A 16,913-nucleotide genomic window follows, 5' to 3' on the forward strand; every position below is an offset into this window, starting at 1 on the left:
CGTGCGCGAGCCCGGAGGAGAGAGCGAGATCAAGTGAGCGAGGCCGACGAGAGCCGCTTAGGCGCGGGCGGCGGGCCCGTGCGTCCCGTGGGCGAGAGCCCGGCCGGGGCCGGACCTCCGGAGACGGTGCCGACAGGGACGGTGCCGACAGGGACGGTGCCGGCGGAGACCGGGCCCGGGAAGCAGGAGAAGGACGCCGCCAAGAAGGGCTCGGGCCTGCGGGACACCCTCCTGTACATGTTCGGTGGGGTGGTCGCCGCACTGCTGATCCATACGTTCCTCCTGCAGTCGTTCTACATCCCGTCGGAGTCGATGCAGAACACGCTGCTGATCAACGACTACGTCGTGGTCAACAAGCTCGCGTACAAGCTGGGGTCCGTGGAGCGCGGCGACATTGTGGTCTTCAAGGGCTGGGACGGCGAGGACACGATCAAGCGGGTGATCGGCGTCGGCGGCGACCATGTGAAGTGCTGCGACGACAAGCGCCGCATCACCGTGAACGGGACGCCCCTGGACGAGGAGGGCAAGTACCTCTACCCGGGGGTCTATCCCTCCGGCCGGGACTTCGACGTGAAGGTCCCCAAGGGACGGGTGTGGCTGATGGGCGACCACCGGAACAACTCCGCCGATTCGCGCTTCTACCTGGACGACGGACATCAGGGCACGATCTCGGAGGACGACATCATCGGGCGCGCGTTCCTGCGCTACTGGCCGCTGAACCGGATCTCGTTCCTGTCCCGTCCCGACACTTTCTCGGTCGTTCACTGATCTCACCTGCGGCTTTGCCGCCGAAGGCGGTTTCGGCCGTATCGCGGGTCTCGAATGGGGCGTAATCTGCTTCTCGTCATGACAGCTGCCTATCGTCCGCGCCCGAGTGTCGTACGGCGGGACTCCGGACTCTACGGCTACGAGCGGGCCCTGGCCCGGCGGGGTTTCACGCCGGTCGCCGGGGTGGACGAGGCCGGGCGCGGCGCCTGCGCCGGACCGCTGGTGGTCGCCGCGGTCGTGCTGGGGCGGGAGATCGACGGGCTGGGCGACTCCAAGCTGCTGACCGAGGCCGTCCGCGAACGTCTCCATGAGCAGATCATGGCGACCGCACGGGCCGTGCGCGTGGTCGTCATCCCATCCCGGGAGATCGACGATCGCGGCCTGCACAAGTGCAACATCTCCGGCATGCGGCGGGCTGTCGCCGGGCTGGGGCTCGTCCCCGGTTACGTGCTCGTGGACGGCTTCCCGGTGGCCGGGCTGCCCGCGCCGTCGCTGGCCGTCTGGAAGGGCGACCAGGTCGCGGCATGCGTGGCGGCGGCTTCGATCGTGGCGAAGGTGACCAGGGACCGGCTGATGCACGGTCTCGACGAGACCTACCCGCAGTACGGCTTCGCCCTGCACAAGGGATACGTGACGCCGGGCCACAGACGGGCGCTGGCCCGCCACGGGCCGTGTGCCCAGCACCGGTTCTCGTTCGTGACGGTGGCCAGGGTGACTCATGGGACACCGGTCCCGGCAGGGGGACTGTGGACGGGGCAGGATGGGGACATGCGCGAGAATGAGGTCGGGGCCGGTGTCCTCTGAAGAGGACCGGTCTCGACCGGCGATCTTGATGGGGACCTCGACGGGAGTCTCGGCAGGGATCTCGACGGGGAGCGGAAGAGGAGGACCGGGATGAGCGCCGAAGATCTCGAAAAGTACGAGACCGAGATGGAGTTGCAGCTCTACCGGGAGTACCGCGATGTGGTCGGACTGTTCACCTACGTGGTCGAGACCGAGCGGCGCTTCTATCTCACCAATTCCGTCGATCTCGACGTGCGCACCGCCGAGAACGGCGACGTCTTCTTCGACGTCAAGATGCAGGACGCCTGGGTCTGGGACATGTACCGCCCGGCCCGCTTCGTGAAGAACGTGCGGGTCGTGACCTTCAAGGACGTCAACGTCGAGGAACTGGCCAAGCCGGACCTCGAGATGCCGAAGGAAGGCTTCTCCAACTGATCGCGTCCGACGGCGGCTGACCCGGTACGGCGGCTGATCGAGCACGAGGTCGGCCCGGTGCCGCGCCTGATCCTGGGCGGCACCTGTCTTCCACCCGTCTGTCTATCCACAGAACGGCGCTCGGCCGCCTGGTGCGGACTCGTACCGCGCATCCTGATCGCATGCGTAGCGTCACGTATCCGCTCGTCATCGTCCTGGTGATCGCGGCTCCGGCCTCTCCCTCGGACGCCGCCCGCTTCACCGGCGCCGTTCTTCCCCCGAATCCTCCTCCGAAGCCGTCCCCGGCCCCCGCATCGGCCCCCGCGCCCTCGAAGGCGCCCCACCCTCCCGCCGGGCCGGTGCGGGCGGCCAGACCCACGGAGGCCCTTCCGTCCGGGACGGAGCACTCCGCGGCGGCGGGCCATCCGCGCGAGGCGGAGCGGCCCGCGGCGATCGGCTATCCGCGCGAGCCGGCTTCGTCCCGCCCGTTCCGGGCGGCGGGGACGCGGCTCCCCAGAGGAGCGCCGAGGTGGACGTGGCCGCTTTCCAGGCACGCACGGCCGCTCAGGCTCTTCGATCCGCCCGCACAGCGCTGGCTCGCCGGGCACCGGGGCGTGGACCTCGCGGCGGATCCCGGCGAGGAGGTCAGGGCCGCGGGGCCGGGAAGGGCCGGCGTGGCGGAGCGGATCGCCGGACGGGGAGTCGTGACGGTCGTGCACGCCGGAGGGTTGCGCACCACCTACCTGCCGGTGCGCGCCCTGGTACGCCCCGGCGAGGTCGTCGCGGCCGGACAGGTCATCGGCCTCATCGAGGACGGCGCCGCGCACTGCCCGGTGTCATGCCTGCACTGGGGCCTATTGAGTGATCGGGGCTTATTGAGTGAGCGGGGCCTTTCGAGCGGCCGGCTCTACCTCGATCCGCTCCTCCTCTTCGGGCAGGGACAGGTCCGTCTCCTGCCCCGCTGGGCCATCGAGCAATCGTCAGATCCTGCGTATCGATGAGTGTGGTCGGACTTCCCAGGCCGGCCGTTGGAGCTGATCGTTGTACACGATGACGTCGGCGTGGTCGGTTGGGCGGGCCGTCGCGAAGTAGAGCTGTTGGGAGGGGATATAGCGGTTGCGCCAGGACCGTTCGATTTCGGCGGGGTCGGCGGTGGATCCGGCCAGTGCCGTGCTTCGGTCCTGGGCGCGATCTATCGTCTTCTCGAATGGGACGGACACGAAGATGCGCAGGTCCCACCGGTCGACGAGTTCTGGGCGCAGGAGGAAGACGCCGTCGAAGAGCAGTACGGCGTCGGCGGTGGCGGTCGTGGCCGGCGGAGACGACGGGGTGTCGGTGTCTCTGTCGTGGACCGCGTGTCGGAACCTCCGGTCTCCGCCTGGGCCCAGCGGATCGAGCAGCACGCGGCACAGCGAGGCGTGGTCGTGGGCGTCGAAGTAGCAGCCTTCGGCCGAGTACTGGCCGCGTCGGTAGCGCTGCGCACGGGGGAAGAGGAAGTCGTCGATGGTCGCTCGGATGACGTCTCGGCCCTGCGCGCGCAGGACGACGGCGAGCTCGTCGGCCAGCGTGGTCTTGCCGGCGGCTGGTGGTCCGTCGATGGCGACCCGCAGCGGGTGCGCGGCCGTGACGGACCCGATCGCCTCGGCCAGCCGGCTGATGAGCTCGCCGCGGGTGCCCTGGTCCATTGCCGCCTCTCCCACCATGTCTCTGTTCTCACCATGTCTCTGTTCGGCACCGCACGTCAGGCTGTCCCCGGCCTGGCCCAGCTGGGCGCTGTGGGAGGGCGGAATCAGCCGGTTGAGGGTCGGCACGAGGCGTCGTCAGGCCCGGGGGTGGGCCTGGCGGTAGGCCGCCCGTAGCCGTTCTATCGACACATGGGTGTAGATCTGCGTGGTGGCCAGCGAGGCGTGTCCGAGCAGTTCCTGGACGGACCGGAGGTCGGCCCCGCCTTCGAGCAGGTGGGTGGCGGCGGTGTGGCGGAGCCCGTGGGGACCCATGTCGGGCGCCCCCTCCACCTGGGCCAGCCGGGCGTGGACGACGCGCCGGACGGTGCCCTGGTCGACACGCCCTCCCCGGACGCCGAGGAAGAGCGACGGACCGCTCCCTTCGCGAACCCACAGAGGCCTGCCGCGCACACACCACGCGTCGAGGGCCCGGAGCGCGGGCAGGCCGAACGGGATGGTCCGCGCCCTGCGCCCCTTTCCCATCACCCGGACGGTGTTGCGGTCCCGGTCCACGTCGTCGACGTCGAGGCCGCACAACTCGCTCACCCGCATGCCCGTGGCGTACAGCAGTTCGAGCATGGCCCGGTCGCGCAGGTCCTTGGGCTCGTCCCGCGCGGGGGCGTCGAGAACGGCCCCGGCCTCGGTCTGATCCAGCACCTTGGGCAGCCGGCGCTCCGCCTTGGCGGTGCCGAGAAGCAGCCCCGGGTCGCTCGCCAGCCAGCCCCGGCGGTGGCAGAAGGCGGTGAAGACCCGGGCACACGCCGTCCGGCGGGCCAGCGTGGCGCGGGAGCGTCCGGCCTGGTGCTGGTCGCCCAGCCAGTCACGCAGGCCGGTGACGTCCAGGCCGGACAGGTCCGTCTGCCCGGCGGCGGTCAGATGCGTGATCAGTGCGGTGACGTCGCCCAGGTAGGCCCGCACCGTGTGGGGCGACAGGTCCCGTTCGAGGTGCAGATGCCGTTCGAACTGCTCCAGCACGACATCGAACCGTCCGTGATCCCGCTCTTCGCCCGCTGTCATGCCGCCCTTCCCCTTCGCGCTCGGCCCCTGCCGCGTCGGGCCGCGCCGGCGGCCCACACAGGTGAACCTACGCGCGTCCGGGGCGCCGCGGGGAGTGCCGGGGTGACCTGTCAGCCCCGGGCGGTGGGCCGCAGCCGCCATCCCCGGTCGACGTTCTCGACGAAGCCCGCCGCGGCCAGGCCGCCGAGGCAGGACAGCGCCGTCCCGATGTCAACGCCGGCGGCGACGGCGATCGCGGCGGGACCCGCGGCGCCCCGCGCCGGGATCGCCTCCAGGACGCGCCTGGTCTCGTCGTTCAGTCCGTCACGAGGCCAGACGGGGCCGCGCCGCTCGGGGGCGAGGTCGTCCCCGATGGAGCCGGCCACCTCGACGATCTCCTCGGCGGAGGTCACGCAGACGGCCTTGCCCTGCCGGATCAGGATGTGGCAGCCCGCGGAGACCTCGGCGGTGATGGGACCGGGCACGGCCATCAGATGCCTGTTGAGACCGGAGGCGTGGGACGCCGTGTTGAGCGCCCCGCTGCGGGCGGCGGCCTGGACGACGACCGTTCCCCGGGACAGAGCGGCGATCACCCGGTTGCGGACGAGGAAGCGGAGCCGGGTGGGGTGCGCCCCCGGCGGCCACTCGCTGACGATCACCCCGTGCTCTCGCACGACGCGGAACAGGTCCTCGTGGGCGCTCGGATAACAGACGTCCGTTCCGCAGGCCAGCACGACGATCGTCGGCGTGCCGGAGGCCAGGGCGCCCCGGTGCGCCGCGCCGTCGATCCCGTACGCGCCGCCGCTGATCACCGTCCAGCCTCGCCCGCCGAGACCCATGGCGAACTCGGCCGCCACGGTCGTGCCGTACGCGGTGGCTGCTCTGGCCCCGACGACCGACACCGAACGCAGGCAGGAGAAGCGCAGGTTCGCCTGCCCGTCCACCCAGAGCCCGAAAGGCCTGACATCTTCCAGGTCGTCAAGCTGGGTGGGCCACTCGGCGTCGCCCGGGACGACGAGCCGCGCCCCCTGCCGCCGACCCTCCGCGAGGTCGGCGGCGGGATCTCCGTAGCGGGCCGCCCAGGCGGCCGCGTGCCGATCGAGGTCCCCTTGGCGTGCCGACGGGCCGCCTCGGTCGCTCTCCTCGCGTACGAAGCCGGGGTCGAGCGTCCCCCGTCTCGCCTGCTCCATCGCGGCCACCGGGCCGCAGCGGGCGATCAGGCGGCCCATCACCGCGTCGCCCGCCTCCGCCATGCGCATGAGAGCCACCCGCGCCAGCCGCACCGCCTCATCCGGCCGCTCCGGCTGTCCCGCTCCGCCCGGCCGTTCCATCTCGCCGGGGCGCTCCGGCTCGCCGGGGAGTCGCGCTCCATCCGGCCATCCGGGCTCCCCGGGCCGTTCGGTCTCCTTCGAGGAGTCGGTCACTCGCATCAGTCCACTCCGAGCCACAGTGCGAGGGCCGCCGATGTCTCGGTGCGGCCCGGACGGTCTTCGCCCGCGAGGTCCGCGAGCGTCCATGAGATCCGGAGCACGCGGTCGAGGCCGCGTGCGCTGAGCGTGCCCACGTCGAGCCCCCGGTGCAGCGGGGCCATCACGCTGTCGGGCAGGCGGAACCGGCTGTGCAGCGCGGACGAGGACACCTCGGCGTTGGTGTGCCACGGAGTGCCGGCGAGCCTCCGGGCGGCCCGTTCCCGGGCCTGCCCGACCCGCTCGGCCACGGTCGCGCTGCTCTCCACGAAGTGCCGGTCCGCGAGCAGCTCGGCCCGGGTGGCCCGGCCGATCCGCACCTTGACGTCGACGCGGTCCAGCAGCGGCCCCGAGAGCCGGTCGAGGTAGCGGCGCCGGCCTGCCGGGGTGCACCGGCAGGGGTGCCCAGCGGTGCCCTGAAGCCCGCAGGGACAGGGATTCGCCGCCAGCACCAGCATGAACCGGGCGGGGAACGTGACCGTGCCGACGGCCCGGGCGATGGTGACCGCCCCCGACTCGAGCGGCTGGCGCAGGGAGTCGAGCACGGTCGTCGCGAACTCCGGCGCCTCGTCGAGGAAGAGCACGCCACGGTGCGCGAGCGAGACCACCCCGGGCCGTACGACGCCGCCGCTCCCGCCGCCGACGACGGCCGCCATCGTCGCGCTGTGATGCGGGGCCATGAACGGCGGCCGGGTGAGCAGCGGGCGTCCCGGCGGCAGCGTGCCCGCCACCGAGTGGATGGCCGACACCTCCAGGGCCTTGTCCTGGTCCAGCGGAGGCAGCAGGGTCGGCAGGCGCTCGGCGAGCATGGTCTTGCCGCTCCCCGGGGGACCCAGCATCCACAGGTTGTGCCCTCCGGCGGCGCACACCTCCAGCGCCTTGCGGCCCATCGGCTGCCCGGCGACGTCGCACAGGTCGGGCCCGGGGGCGTCCTCGGCGGGGTCGTCGTCCCGCGACAGGGACGCGGCGTCCGCCACCACCGGGAGCCGGCGCAGGTCGCCCGCTCGCAGCCATCCCACGAGCTCGCCGAGGGTGGCGACCGGAACGACGGTGAGGCCGGGCACCAGCGCGGCCTCGGTCGCGTTGAACGCGGGCACCACGATGGTGCCCACGCCCGCCTGGGCCGCGGCGAGCGCGGCGGGCAGCACGCCCCTGACGGGCCGCACCCGGCCGTCGAGACCGAGCTCGCCCAGGAACGCCGGCGTCGCGATCCGCTGTGCGGGCACCGCGCCGGCCGCGCCGAGGATCGCGACCGCTATGGCCAGGTCGAAGATCGAACCTCGCTTGGGCAGCGTGGCCGGGAACAGGCTCACGGTGATCCGCGCGTCGGGCCAGGCGAATCCGCTGTTGATCAGCGCGGACCGCACGCGGCCGCGGGCCTCGCTGATCGCGGTGTCGAGGAGCCCGATGAAGTGCGTGCCCGCGATGCCGCGGCCGACGTCGGCCTCGACCTCCACGAGGCGTCCGGCGACGCCCACGATGCCGGCGCAGTGGGTCCGGGAGACGGGCACCTCAGACCACCCCCCGTTCATGTCTGAGCGAGAAGTCGCCGGCGAACCTCTCCAGCGCGATCACGTCGACCCGTATCGTGTCGAACCGCTCGGTGTGCGCGGCCAGCCACCGGCCGGCCAGTGCGCGCAGGCGCAGCAGCTTCTCGCCCGTCACCGCCTCGAACGCGGTGCCGTGGCTGCGCCCGGAGCGGGTCTTCACCTCCACGACCACCAGCGCGTTCCCGTCACGGGCGACGATGTCGATCTCGCCTTCGGCGCAGCGCCAGTTCCGGTCGAGGACGCGCATGCCTCGCGCCGTCAGATAGGTCACGGCCAACTGCTCGCCGTGCCTGCCCAGTTGATCCTTCGCGGCCATCGGACCACCTCCAGCCCCCGACACTCGCCGAGCCCGCCTCAGCCGCGTCCTGCCGAACGCCTTTCTGTGGACAGGCGGAGTGCTCCACAGGCGCGGAACCGAAAGCGCTTTCTTGTCCACAGCTCGGTCCGCCGCCGGAGATCGGGAGGAGCGGGCACGGCAGGCTGGGCACGGGTGTGGATACTTGCCCCGGTCCGTGCGGGCGGGACGGCGGAGCGCCGCGGTGACGTGACAGGTCATGCGAGCGGAGCATCCGCCGGGCGTTTCGGGAGTGAGGAGCCAGTGGTGATCGAAAAGCTGATCGCGGAGCTGGGGGCGAGCGTCGGAGTCGCCCTGCCCGCCGTGCGTGTCACGGGACAGGACCCCGTGCTGCCGTCCGTCTTCCGGCTCGGCACGATGGCCGCGGCATCGGCCGGCGCGGTGAGCGCCGCCGTCGCCGCGTACGCCGCCCGACGCGGGCGCGCCGCCGAGCCGCACCCCGAACCGAGCCCCGAGCCGAACCCCGAGCCGATCCCTGCGCCGGGAAGCCGTGACCCCGAGGTGGCGATCGACGTCCGCCACGCCGCCGTGGCCTTCCAGAGCGAGCGGCACTTCCGTACGGACGGGAAGGCCATGGACGTCTGGGCGGCTCTGTCGGGGGACTACGCCGCCTCCGACGGCTGGGTCCGGCTCCACTGCAACTTCGACCACCACCGGGACGCCGCACTGCGCGCGCTCGGGCTCGCCCCGGGGTCGGGCAGGGAGGCCGTCGAGAGGGCGTGCGCCGGTCGTACGGCCGTGGAGGTCGAGGAGGCGGTCGTCCGGGAGGGTGGCTGCGCAGCCGCGATGCGGAGCAGGGCGGAATGGCTCGCGCATCCCCAAGCGCAGGCCCTGGCCGGCCTCCCTCTGGTCGGTCTCTCCTGGCTCTCCGGCCCCGGCGGCCGGGATGACGGTGCCGGTACCGGTGGAGCCCGAGGTGGGGCCTGCGGCCCAGGCGGTGGTGTGGGCCTTTCCGGGGGGCACGGTCCGAGCCGGGGCGAGGCGGGGGAGCGCGGCGCGGGCGGCGGGGAACGACCGCTCAGCGGCGTCCGGGTGCTCGATCTCACCAGGGTGATCGCCGGCCCGGTGGCCGCCCGCACGCTCGCGGCCTACGGCGCGGAGGTCCTGCGGGTGGGCGCCGCGCACCTGCCGGAGGTGCCGGGGCTCGTGGTGGAGACGGCGTTCGGCAAGCGGTCGTGCCACGTCGACCTGCGCTCGGAGGCGGGCCGGGACCGGCTGCGGGAGCTGGTCCGCGGGGCCGACGTCGTCATCCAGGCGTATCGGCCGGGGGCGCTCCAGGCCAGGGGCTTCGGGCCGGACGACCTGGCCGCCCTGCGGCCCGGCGTCGTCTGCGTCGACGTCTCCGCCTACGGAAGCCGGGGGCCGTGGGCCTCCAGGCGGGGGTTCGACAGTCTGGTCCAGATGGCGAGCGGGATCGCCCATGAGAACGGCGACGGCCTGCGGCCCGCGCCGCTGCCCGCCCAGGCCCTCGACCACGGCACGGGATATCTGGCGGCCTTCTGCGCGGTCGCGGCGCTGATCCGGCGCGCGGCCGAAGGCGGCTCCTGGCACGTCGAGGTGTCGCTGGCGAGGACCGCGGCGTGGCTCGACGATCTCGGCCGGATCGACGGCGGGGGAGTGCCACTCCGCCCGGCCGAGGATCTGCTGGCGACGATGGACAGCCCCTTCGGCACGCTCACCTATGTGACGCCTCCCGGCCTCGCCGGGGGTGCGCGGCCGGGCTGGACGACCCCGCCGCCCCGCCAGGGCGAGCACCCCGCCGCCTGGGTCCCCTGAAGCCGCTGGGTGCCTGAAGCCGCAGGGGCGCTCCGAGCGGGCCGCACCCGCGGAAATCGCCGAGGTCAAGGCCGCTCTTCCGGGTGCCGGGTGGAGCGTGCGGGGTGCCGCCGGGTGCCGCGCCCGTGGAGGGTCATCGGAAGGGGCGGATCCGGGTAGACTGTTCGACGGCCTGTTAGGCCGAATTCGCACGCCCATTCACGAGCCGCCTTTCTCGGTCCGGACCACGTCCGGTGAAAGCGGCGGCCCGGGGCGTCAGGGCGCGGGCAACAGGGCCCGCGTGACCAACCGAGACCGTGCCCGAGGGCACACGACCATGGAGGACCATGACCATGGCCCCTGTCGTCACCATGCGGCAGCTGCTGGAGAGCGGCGTTCACTTCGGCCACCAGACCCGCCGGTGGAACCCGAAGATGAAGCGCTTCATCTTCACCGAGCGCAACGGCATCTACATCATCGACCTGCAGAAGTCGCTGTCGTACATCGACCGTGCCTACGACTTCGTGAAGGAGACCGTCGCACACGGCGGCACCATCATGTTCATCGGCACGAAGAAGCAGGCGCAGGAGTCGATCGTCGAGCAGGCGTCGCGCGTCGGCATGCCGTACGTGAACCAGCGCTGGCTGGGCGGCATGCTCACCAACTTCTCCACCGTGCACAAGAGGCTCCAGCGGCTCAAGGAGCTGGAGGAGCTCGACTTCGACAACGTGGCCGCCTCCGGGCTCACGAAGAAGGAGCTCCTCATGCGCCGCCGCGAGAAGGACAAGCTGGAGCGCACCCTCGGCGGTATCCGTGACATGGCCCGCGTCCCGAGCGCGGTCTGGGTCGTGGACACCAAGAAGGAGCACATCGCGATCAACGAGGCCAAGAAGCTCGGCATCCCGGTCGTCGCGATCCTGGACACCAACTGCGACCCGGACGAGGTCGACTACCCGATCCCGGGCAACGACGACGCCATCCGCGCCGTCAGCCTCCTCACTCGCGTGATCGCCGACGGCGTCGCCGACGGCCTGATGACCCGTGCGGGCGCCGGCCGCGGTGACGAGAAGCCCGCGGGCGTCGCCGCCGCCGAGCCGCTGGCCGAGTGGGAGCGCGAGCTCCTGGAGGCCCCCGCTGCCGAGGCCCCCGCTGCCGAGGCCCCCGCCGCCGAGGCGCCGGTCGCCGAGGCCACGGAGACCGCCGACACCGCCGAGGCTCCGGCCGTCGAGACCGCTCAGGCTCCGGCTGCTGAGGCTCCGGCTGCTGAGGCCCCGGCTGCCGAGGCTCCCGCCGCCGAGCAGGGCGAGCAGGGCGAGCAGGGCGAGCAGGCCTAGGGATCGGCCACCGGTCCCCGCCGGCGCGGCCTTCGGCCGCTTCCGACAGGCGGGGACCCCAGGGAAGACCTGGTCCCAGGCGCCGGTGCCGCACCGGGCACCGGCGCCCACGGCTCCACCGGGCGGGCGCGCCACACCGGCCGGCCCCGCCCCCATGACGATTCGCATCCGGGTCCCGAAGAGGAATTGGACAATGGCTTCCGTAAACATGGCCGACGTCAAGCGGCTTCGTGAGCTGACCGCCGCCGGCATGATGGACTGCAAGAAGGCGCTCGAGGAGTCCGAGGGCGACTTCGACAAGGCCGTCGACATCCTGCGCCTCAAGGGCGCCAAGGACGTCGGCAAGCGCGAGGCCCGCACCGCGTCGAACGGCCTGGTGGCCGTCAAGCACGAGGGCGACTCCCTCGCGGCGCTGCTGGAGCTCAACTGCGAGACCGACTTCGTCGCCAAGAACGAGCGTTTCCAGGAGCTCGCCGCCGACATCGTCGCGCACATCGTCGCGAGCAAGCCCGCCGACGTGCCGTCCCTGCTCGAGTCCGAGCTGAACGGCAAGACCGTCAAGGAGCTGCTCGACGAAGCCAACGCGGCGCTCGGCGAGAAGATCGAGATCCGCCGGTTCTCGGTGCTGGAGGGTGGCTTCATCACCTCCTACATGCACAAGACCGACCCGCAGCTCCCGCCGGCCGTCGGTGTGCTCGTGCAGCTCGACACGCCGAACGCCGAGATCGCCAAGGACATCGCCCAGCACACCGCCGCGATGGCCCCGAAGTACCTCAGCCCCGCCGAGGTGCCCGCCGAGGTCATCGAGAAGGAGCGGTCGCTGTTCGAGCAGATGACCCGCGAGGAGGGCAAGCCCGAGGGCGCCATCCCGAAGATCGTCGATGGCCGGGTCAACGGCTGGTACAAGGACTTCACGCTCCTTCAGCAGGCGTTCGTCAAGGACAACAAGAAGACCATCGCGAAGGTCGCGGACGAGGCCGGCGTAAAGGTCCTGGCCTTCACCCGCTACAAGGTCGGCCAGGCTTAGGCTTAATTGCCAGGATCGACCCACGCGACACGAGGAGGCCGCCGCCGTGCAGGAGAACCCCAGACCCGCCACGCCGGCGGCTTCGTCGTACGACGGGCCGCTGCGGTGGAAGCGGGTGATGCTGAAGCTGTCGGGTGAGGCGTTCGCCGGTGGCGAGTCCCTCGGGATCGACCCGCGCGTCGTCGCCCAGCTCGCGGACTCGGTCGCCGAGGCCGTCCGCGAGGGCGTGCAGGTGGCCGTCGTCGTCGGCGGGGGCAACATGTTCCGCGGCGCGGCCCTGTCGCAGGGCGGCATGGATCGCGCCCGGGCCGACTACATGGGGATGCTGGGGACGGTCATCAACTGTCTCGCCCTGCAGGACTTCCTGGAGAAGCGCGGCATCGACACCCGTGTGCAGACGGCCATCACGATGCAGCAGGTGGCCGAGCCGTTCCTGCCCCGCCGCGCGATCCGCCACCTGGAGAAGGGGCGCGTGGTCATCTTCGGCGCGGGCCTCGGCTCGCCGTTCTTCTCGACCGACACCTGTGCCGCGCAGCGCGCGCTGGAGATCGGCGCCGAGGCGCTGCTGAAGGGCACCCAGGTCGACGGCGTGTACGACTCGGATCCGCGCAAGAACCCCGACGCGGTCCGGTTCGACCAGCTTGAGTACGGTGAGGTGCTGACGCGCGGGCTCGGGGTAATGGACGCCACCGCGATCAGCCTGTGCATGGACAACGGCCTGCCCATCGTGGTCTTCGACCTCATGGGCGAGGGCAACATCCTGCGGGCGGTCCGCGGTGAGAAGATCGGCACGCTGGTGAGTCCGGCAGGGAAGTAGGGAGCCGCAGTGATCGACGAAACCCTCCTCGAGGCCGAGGAGAAGATGGACAAGGCGGTGACGGTCGCCAAGGACGACTTCGCGAGCATCCGCACCGGCCGCGTCACGCCCTCGATGTTCAACAAGATCAACGTTGACTACTACGGGTCGCCGACGCCCATCCAGCAGCTCGCGTCGTTCCACGTCCCCGAGGCGCGCATGGTGCTCATCCAGCCGTACGACAAGGGCTCGCTGAACGGGGTCGAGAGGGCCATTCGCGACAGCGACCTCGGCGTCAACCCCAGCAACGACGGCACCGTGATCCGCGTGGTGTTCCCCGACCTGTCGGAGGAACGCCGCAAGGAGTACATCAAGGTCGCCCGCAACAAGGCCGAGCACGGCCGGGTCTCCGTGCGGAACATCCGGCGGCACGCCAAGGAAATCCTCGACAGGCTCGTCAAGGACGGCGAGGCCGGCGAGGACGAGGTCCACCGCGCGGTCAAGGAGCTCGACGACCTCACCCAGAAGCACGTCGCGAAGATCGACGAGCTGCTGAAGCACAAGGAAGCCGAGCTGCTCGAGGTCTGACGCCGCGGCCTCCGGGCCGGACGGCATGACCGTGATCCTTGTGCCGCGATCCTTGTGCCGCGCCATGGGCAGGTGCGGCACAAGGATCACGCGTATATGGAGAGTGAGACGCTGTGGACGGAACTGCAGCCGCCGGCGACCGGAACCCGGCGGAGGGCGCGACCGGACCCTCCGGCGCGGGACACGGCACCGAGAGGGATGATCCGGCGCACGCGGGCGTGCCGGGGCACCCGTCCGGAGACGCCGGGAAGCCGGTCGGCCGCACCGGGCGCAACCTCCCGGCCGCCGTGGCGGTCGGCGTCGCGCTGGGCGCGGTGGTCATCGGCTCGCTCTACTTTGTCAAGGTGGCGTTCCTCGTCGTGGTCCTGATGGCCGTCGGCGTGGGAGTCTACGAGATCGTCAAGGCGCTCGGCGACCACGGGGTGCGGGTGCCCCTCGCGCCGCTGCTCGCGGGCATGGCGGCCATGGTGCTTGGCCCGTACTGGGGTGGCGCCACGTTCCTCGTCGGCGCGTTCGCGGTGACCGTGATGGTGCTGCTGACCTGGCGGATGTTCCAGGGCGCCGAGGGTTTCGTCAGGGACGCGACGGGCGCGTTGTTCGTCGCCGCCTATCCGGCGCTGATCGCCGGGTTCGTCCCCCTGCTGCTGGCCCCCGAGGACGGGCCCGACCGGGTGATCGTGTTCGTCGCGGTGACGGTCTGCAGCGACATCGGGGGCTACTTCGCCGGAATCTTCTTCGGCAGGCACCGCATGTCGCCGCTCATCAGCCCGAAGAAGACTTGGGAGGGCTTCGCCGGGTCCACCCTCGCCTGCGTCGTCGCCGGCGCCTTACTGGTGCACTTCCTGCTGGGCGGCGAATACTGGGAGGGCGCGGTCGTCGGCCTGGCGGGAGTCGCCTGCGCGACGCTCGGCGATCTGGTCGAATCGGTGGTCAAGCGCGACATCGGAATCAAGGACATGGGCACGCTGCTGCCGGGTCACGGCGGGGCGATGGACCGTCTCGACTCGCTGCTGTTCACGCTCGTCCCCGTCTGGCTGCTGCTCACGCTGCTCGTCCCGGTCGCCTGAAGAACCGGTCGCGGAGTCAGATCCGGCTGGTGAGGGCGAGCCGCTCGGTCACCGCCCGATGACCGTGCTCGGCCACCAGGCGGAGTTCGGCGTCGGTGAGCGGGAGCAGCCACAGCCACCGTACGACGTCCCCGCCAAACATGAATCCGGACATGTCCGGCAATCCTGGCGGGTCCATCAGCATGAGGACCCCCTCGTGCCCGCCGCCCAGGGGGAACGTCGCCGGCCTCTGGAACCAGCGGGCCGTGTGGCCATGCCCCAGCCACGTCACCGAACGCCACGGGTACTGCCCGAGCCAGGCGAACACCCGAGCGGCGGCCCTCGGATCCTGCCTGGTCGCGAGCGCGAGCTCCACCCGGCACGCCGTGTCGTACATCTCCGCGGTGGGCATCCGCTGGCAGCTCATGCCCACGGTCGACAGGACCGTGTAGTCCCTGGTGAACGTCGGCGGGCGTTCGCTGACGCCGACGAGCGGGAGGCGGTCGCCGCCGGCGTCCCAGTAGCGCCCCGGCGGGCCGAGCCTGCTGTCGAGGTGGCCCAGCACGAACTGCTGGAAGGTGGCCCAGCTTCCCTCCGCCTGCCGCCACTGCCAGTAGGCGCGGGCCTTGGCCACGCGGGGAGCGAGGCCCTCCAGCGCCTCGGCGAGCGACCAGGCGTACAGCGATTCCCCGACCGCGTCCCTGGCGTATCCCGGCAGGCCGCGGTCCAGGTCGGCCCACGATGGAATGACCGCGAGGAGTTCGCCGTGCTCGTACAGGGCGACGCCGTCGCCCTCCTCGAACCACAGCACCGACAGCGCCGCGGGGTCGAGCGGCGCGGTGCCCTGCGGCCGCGTGGTGCGGGCCGCGGGCAGCACCGGGGGCAGCCCGGCGTCCACCCGGGCGAGGTCGTCCTCGTCAGGTGCGGGCACGTGGTTGGCCAGCCAGACCGCTCCGTGGACGATTCCTCGCGCGTCGCGAAGGTAAGCTACCGAGGAGGTCCGGTCGGCTTCGATCGTCAGCGTGCGGCTCCCGTAGGGGTTGGGGCTGGTGAGCACGACAGTGATGTCCATACCTCACCTCTCGTAGGCCTGCGGGATTTCGCCGCCAGACAGAATGTAGAACCGCTCGCGGCAGCCGTTAAGAGGGCGGCCGCGACGAGATGGAAAGGGTTTCGCGTGAGCGAGCAGCCGAAGACCGGGCAGCTGACCTTCGTCGCGCCCCGACGGGCCAAGCCGCAGCGCCATCTGGCCGACCTGACGATGGCCGAGCGCAGGGCGGCCGTGGCCGAGATCGGCGAGAAGCCGTTCCGCGCCGACCAGCTCTCGCGGCACTACTTCACCCGGCTGACCGGCTCGCCGGAGCAGATGACCGACCTGCCGGCGCCGCTGCGCGAGCGGCTGGTGGAGCAGCTCATGCCTCCGCTGCTGACCTCCGTACGCGAGATCACCTGTGACGGCGGCACCACCCGCAAGACCCTGTGGAAGCTGTTCGACGGCTCACTGGTCGAGTCGGTCCTCATGCGTTATCCCGACCGCGTCACGATGTGCGTGTCCTCCCAGGCCGGGTGTGGCATGAACTGCCCGTTCTGCGCGACGGGACAGGCGGGGCTCACCCGCAACATGTCCACCGCCGAGATCGTCGAGCAGGTCGTCGCGGGGGCGCGGGCGCTGGCGCGGGGCGACGTCCCGGGCGGGCCGGGCCGCGTCACCAACGTGGTCTTCATGGGGATGGGCGAGCCGATGGCCAACTACAAGGCCGTCATCGGCGCCGTCCGCCGCCTGGTCGATCCCGCGCCGGAGGGCCTCGGCATCTCGGCCCGCGGGGTCACCGTCTCCACGGTCGGCCTGGTGCCGGCGATCGGCAAGCTGGCCGAGGAGGGCCTGCCGGTGACGCTCGCCGTCTCCCTCCACGCTCCGGACGACGAGCTCAGGGACACGCTCGTGCCGATCAACACGCGGTGGAAGGTCGCCGAGGTGCTCGACGCGGCCTGGAGCTACGCGGCCAGGACCAAGCGGCGGGTCTCCATCGAGTACGCGCTGATCAAGGACGTCAACGACCAGGAGTGGCGGGCCGACCTGCTCGGCCGCCTGCTCAAGGGCAAGCTGGTCCACGTCAACCTCATCCCGCTCAACCCCACCCCCGGTTCGAAGTGGACCGCGTCGCGGCCCGAGGACGAGCGGGCCTTCGTCCGCCGTCTGGAGTCCCACGGCGTCGCCGTCACCGTACGGGACACCCGGGGACGGGAGATCGACGGGGCATGCGGCCAGCTCGCCGCCGCGCCCCAGCCATAAGGCTCCAGCCGTAGCGGG

The 16,913-nt window shown here is 71.7% G+C and carries 17 protein-coding genes; 11 read left to right on the plus strand and 6 right to left on the minus strand.

Translation table 11 applies throughout. The features are described 5' to 3' along the window. Positions 1 to 33: 33 nt before the first annotated feature. The 4 genes from lepB (at position 34) to OG344_RS18180 (ending at position 2,966) form a co-directional block, all read left to right on the plus strand. Entirely contained in the window at positions 34 to 768 is a 735-nt protein-coding gene (lepB, locus tag OG344_RS18165) for a signal peptidase I (RefSeq protein WP_405084116.1), read from the plus strand. Between the two features lie 78 nt (positions 769 to 846). Further along, complete coding sequence (locus OG344_RS18170; RefSeq protein ID WP_327044483.1) at positions 847 to 1,572, plus strand: ribonuclease HII; 726 nt, start codon at positions 847 to 849, stop codon at positions 1,570 to 1,572. 90 nt (positions 1,573 to 1,662) lie between these two features. After that, complete coding sequence (locus tag OG344_RS18175) at positions 1,663 to 1,986, plus strand: DUF2469 domain-containing protein (RefSeq protein ID WP_012888569.1); 324 nt, start codon at positions 1,663 to 1,665, stop codon at positions 1,984 to 1,986. Positions 1,987 to 2,147: 161 nt separating this feature from the next. Then, a complete protein-coding gene (locus OG344_RS18180; protein ID WP_405084117.1) occupies positions 2,148 to 2,966 on the plus strand; it encodes a M23 family metallopeptidase in 819 nt (272 codons plus the stop codon). Here OG344_RS18180 and OG344_RS18185 read toward each other — a convergent pair. The 5 genes from OG344_RS18185 to OG344_RS18205 all read right to left on the minus strand — a co-directional run bounded on the left by OG344_RS18185 (position 2,946) and on the right by OG344_RS18205 (position 8,017). Then, positions 2,946 to 3,650, minus strand: a complete 705-nt coding sequence (locus tag OG344_RS18185) for a cytidylate kinase family protein (RefSeq protein WP_405084118.1) — start codon at positions 3,648 to 3,650, stop codon at positions 2,946 to 2,948. The genes OG344_RS18180 and OG344_RS18185 overlap by 21 nt on opposite strands. A 135-nt stretch (positions 3,651 to 3,785) precedes the next feature. Further along, a complete protein-coding gene (locus tag OG344_RS18190) occupies positions 3,786 to 4,706 on the minus strand; it encodes a tyrosine recombinase XerC (RefSeq protein WP_405084119.1) in 921 nt (306 codons plus the stop codon). A gap of 110 nt (positions 4,707 to 4,816) precedes the next feature. Continuing rightward, positions 4,817 to 6,115: a DNA-processing protein DprA gene (gene dprA, locus OG344_RS18195; protein WP_405084120.1), complete on the minus strand. Its 1,299-nt coding sequence runs from the start codon at positions 6,113 to 6,115 to the stop codon at positions 4,817 to 4,819. Then, positions 6,115 to 7,662, minus strand: a complete 1,548-nt coding sequence (locus OG344_RS18200; protein ID WP_405084121.1) for a YifB family Mg chelatase-like AAA ATPase — start codon at positions 7,660 to 7,662, stop codon at positions 6,115 to 6,117. Before OG344_RS18200 ends, dprA begins: the two co-directional genes overlap by 1 nt. Position 7,663: 1 nt before the next feature. Beyond that, positions 7,664 to 8,017, minus strand: a complete 354-nt coding sequence (locus OG344_RS18205) for a YraN family protein (RefSeq protein WP_405084122.1) — start codon at positions 8,015 to 8,017, stop codon at positions 7,664 to 7,666. A gap of 285 nt (positions 8,018 to 8,302) precedes the next feature. On the opposite strand from OG344_RS18205, the gene OG344_RS18210 reads away from it, so the two are divergent. The 6 genes from OG344_RS18210 to OG344_RS18235 all read left to right on the plus strand — a co-directional run bounded on the left by OG344_RS18210 (position 8,303) and on the right by OG344_RS18235 (position 14,623). Beyond that, positions 8,303 to 9,832 (plus strand): CoA transferase, encoded by a 1,530-nt coding sequence (locus tag OG344_RS18210; protein WP_405084123.1) that lies wholly within the window; start codon positions 8,303 to 8,305, stop codon positions 9,830 to 9,832. A 332-nt stretch (positions 9,833 to 10,164) separates the two neighbouring features. Continuing rightward, positions 10,165 to 11,145 (plus strand): 30S ribosomal protein S2, encoded by a 981-nt coding sequence (rpsB, locus tag OG344_RS18215; RefSeq protein WP_405089116.1) that lies wholly within the window; start codon positions 10,165 to 10,167, stop codon positions 11,143 to 11,145. Positions 11,146 to 11,338: 193 nt separating this feature from the next. Beyond that, positions 11,339 to 12,172 (plus strand): translation elongation factor Ts, encoded by an 834-nt coding sequence (tsf, locus tag OG344_RS18220; RefSeq protein ID WP_327044490.1) that lies wholly within the window; start codon positions 11,339 to 11,341, stop codon positions 12,170 to 12,172. Positions 12,173 to 12,218: 46 nt separating this feature from the next. After that, positions 12,219 to 12,989, plus strand: coding sequence for a UMP kinase (pyrH, locus tag OG344_RS18225; protein ID WP_327044491.1), 771 nt, complete (start codon positions 12,219 to 12,221; stop codon positions 12,987 to 12,989). A gap of 9 nt (positions 12,990 to 12,998) precedes the next feature. Further along, complete coding sequence (frr, locus tag OG344_RS18230; RefSeq protein ID WP_327044492.1) at positions 12,999 to 13,556, plus strand: ribosome recycling factor; 558 nt, start codon at positions 12,999 to 13,001, stop codon at positions 13,554 to 13,556. 113 nt (positions 13,557 to 13,669) lie between these two features. Further along, a complete protein-coding gene (locus OG344_RS18235; protein WP_405084124.1) occupies positions 13,670 to 14,623 on the plus strand; it encodes a phosphatidate cytidylyltransferase in 954 nt (317 codons plus the stop codon). 16 nt (positions 14,624 to 14,639) lie between these two features. On the opposite strand, the gene OG344_RS18240 is transcribed toward OG344_RS18235, so the two are convergent. Beyond that, a complete protein-coding gene (locus OG344_RS18240) occupies positions 14,640 to 15,674 on the minus strand; it encodes a suppressor of fused domain protein (RefSeq protein WP_405084125.1) in 1,035 nt (344 codons plus the stop codon). Between the two features lie 105 nt (positions 15,675 to 15,779). Between OG344_RS18240 and rlmN the strand changes: the two genes are divergently transcribed. Then, positions 15,780 to 16,895 carry a 23S rRNA (adenine(2503)-C(2))-methyltransferase RlmN gene (gene rlmN / locus OG344_RS18245; RefSeq protein ID WP_327044495.1) on the plus strand — a complete coding sequence of 372 codons (1,116 nt, stop codon included), beginning with the start codon at positions 15,780 to 15,782 and terminating at the stop codon, positions 16,893 to 16,895. The last annotated feature ends 18 nt before the right edge of the window (positions 16,896 to 16,913 follow it).

The sequence above is a fragment of the Microbispora sp. NBC_01389 genome (assembly GCF_045040095.1).
Lineage (GTDB): Bacteria > Actinomycetota > Actinomycetes > Streptosporangiales > Streptosporangiaceae > Microbispora.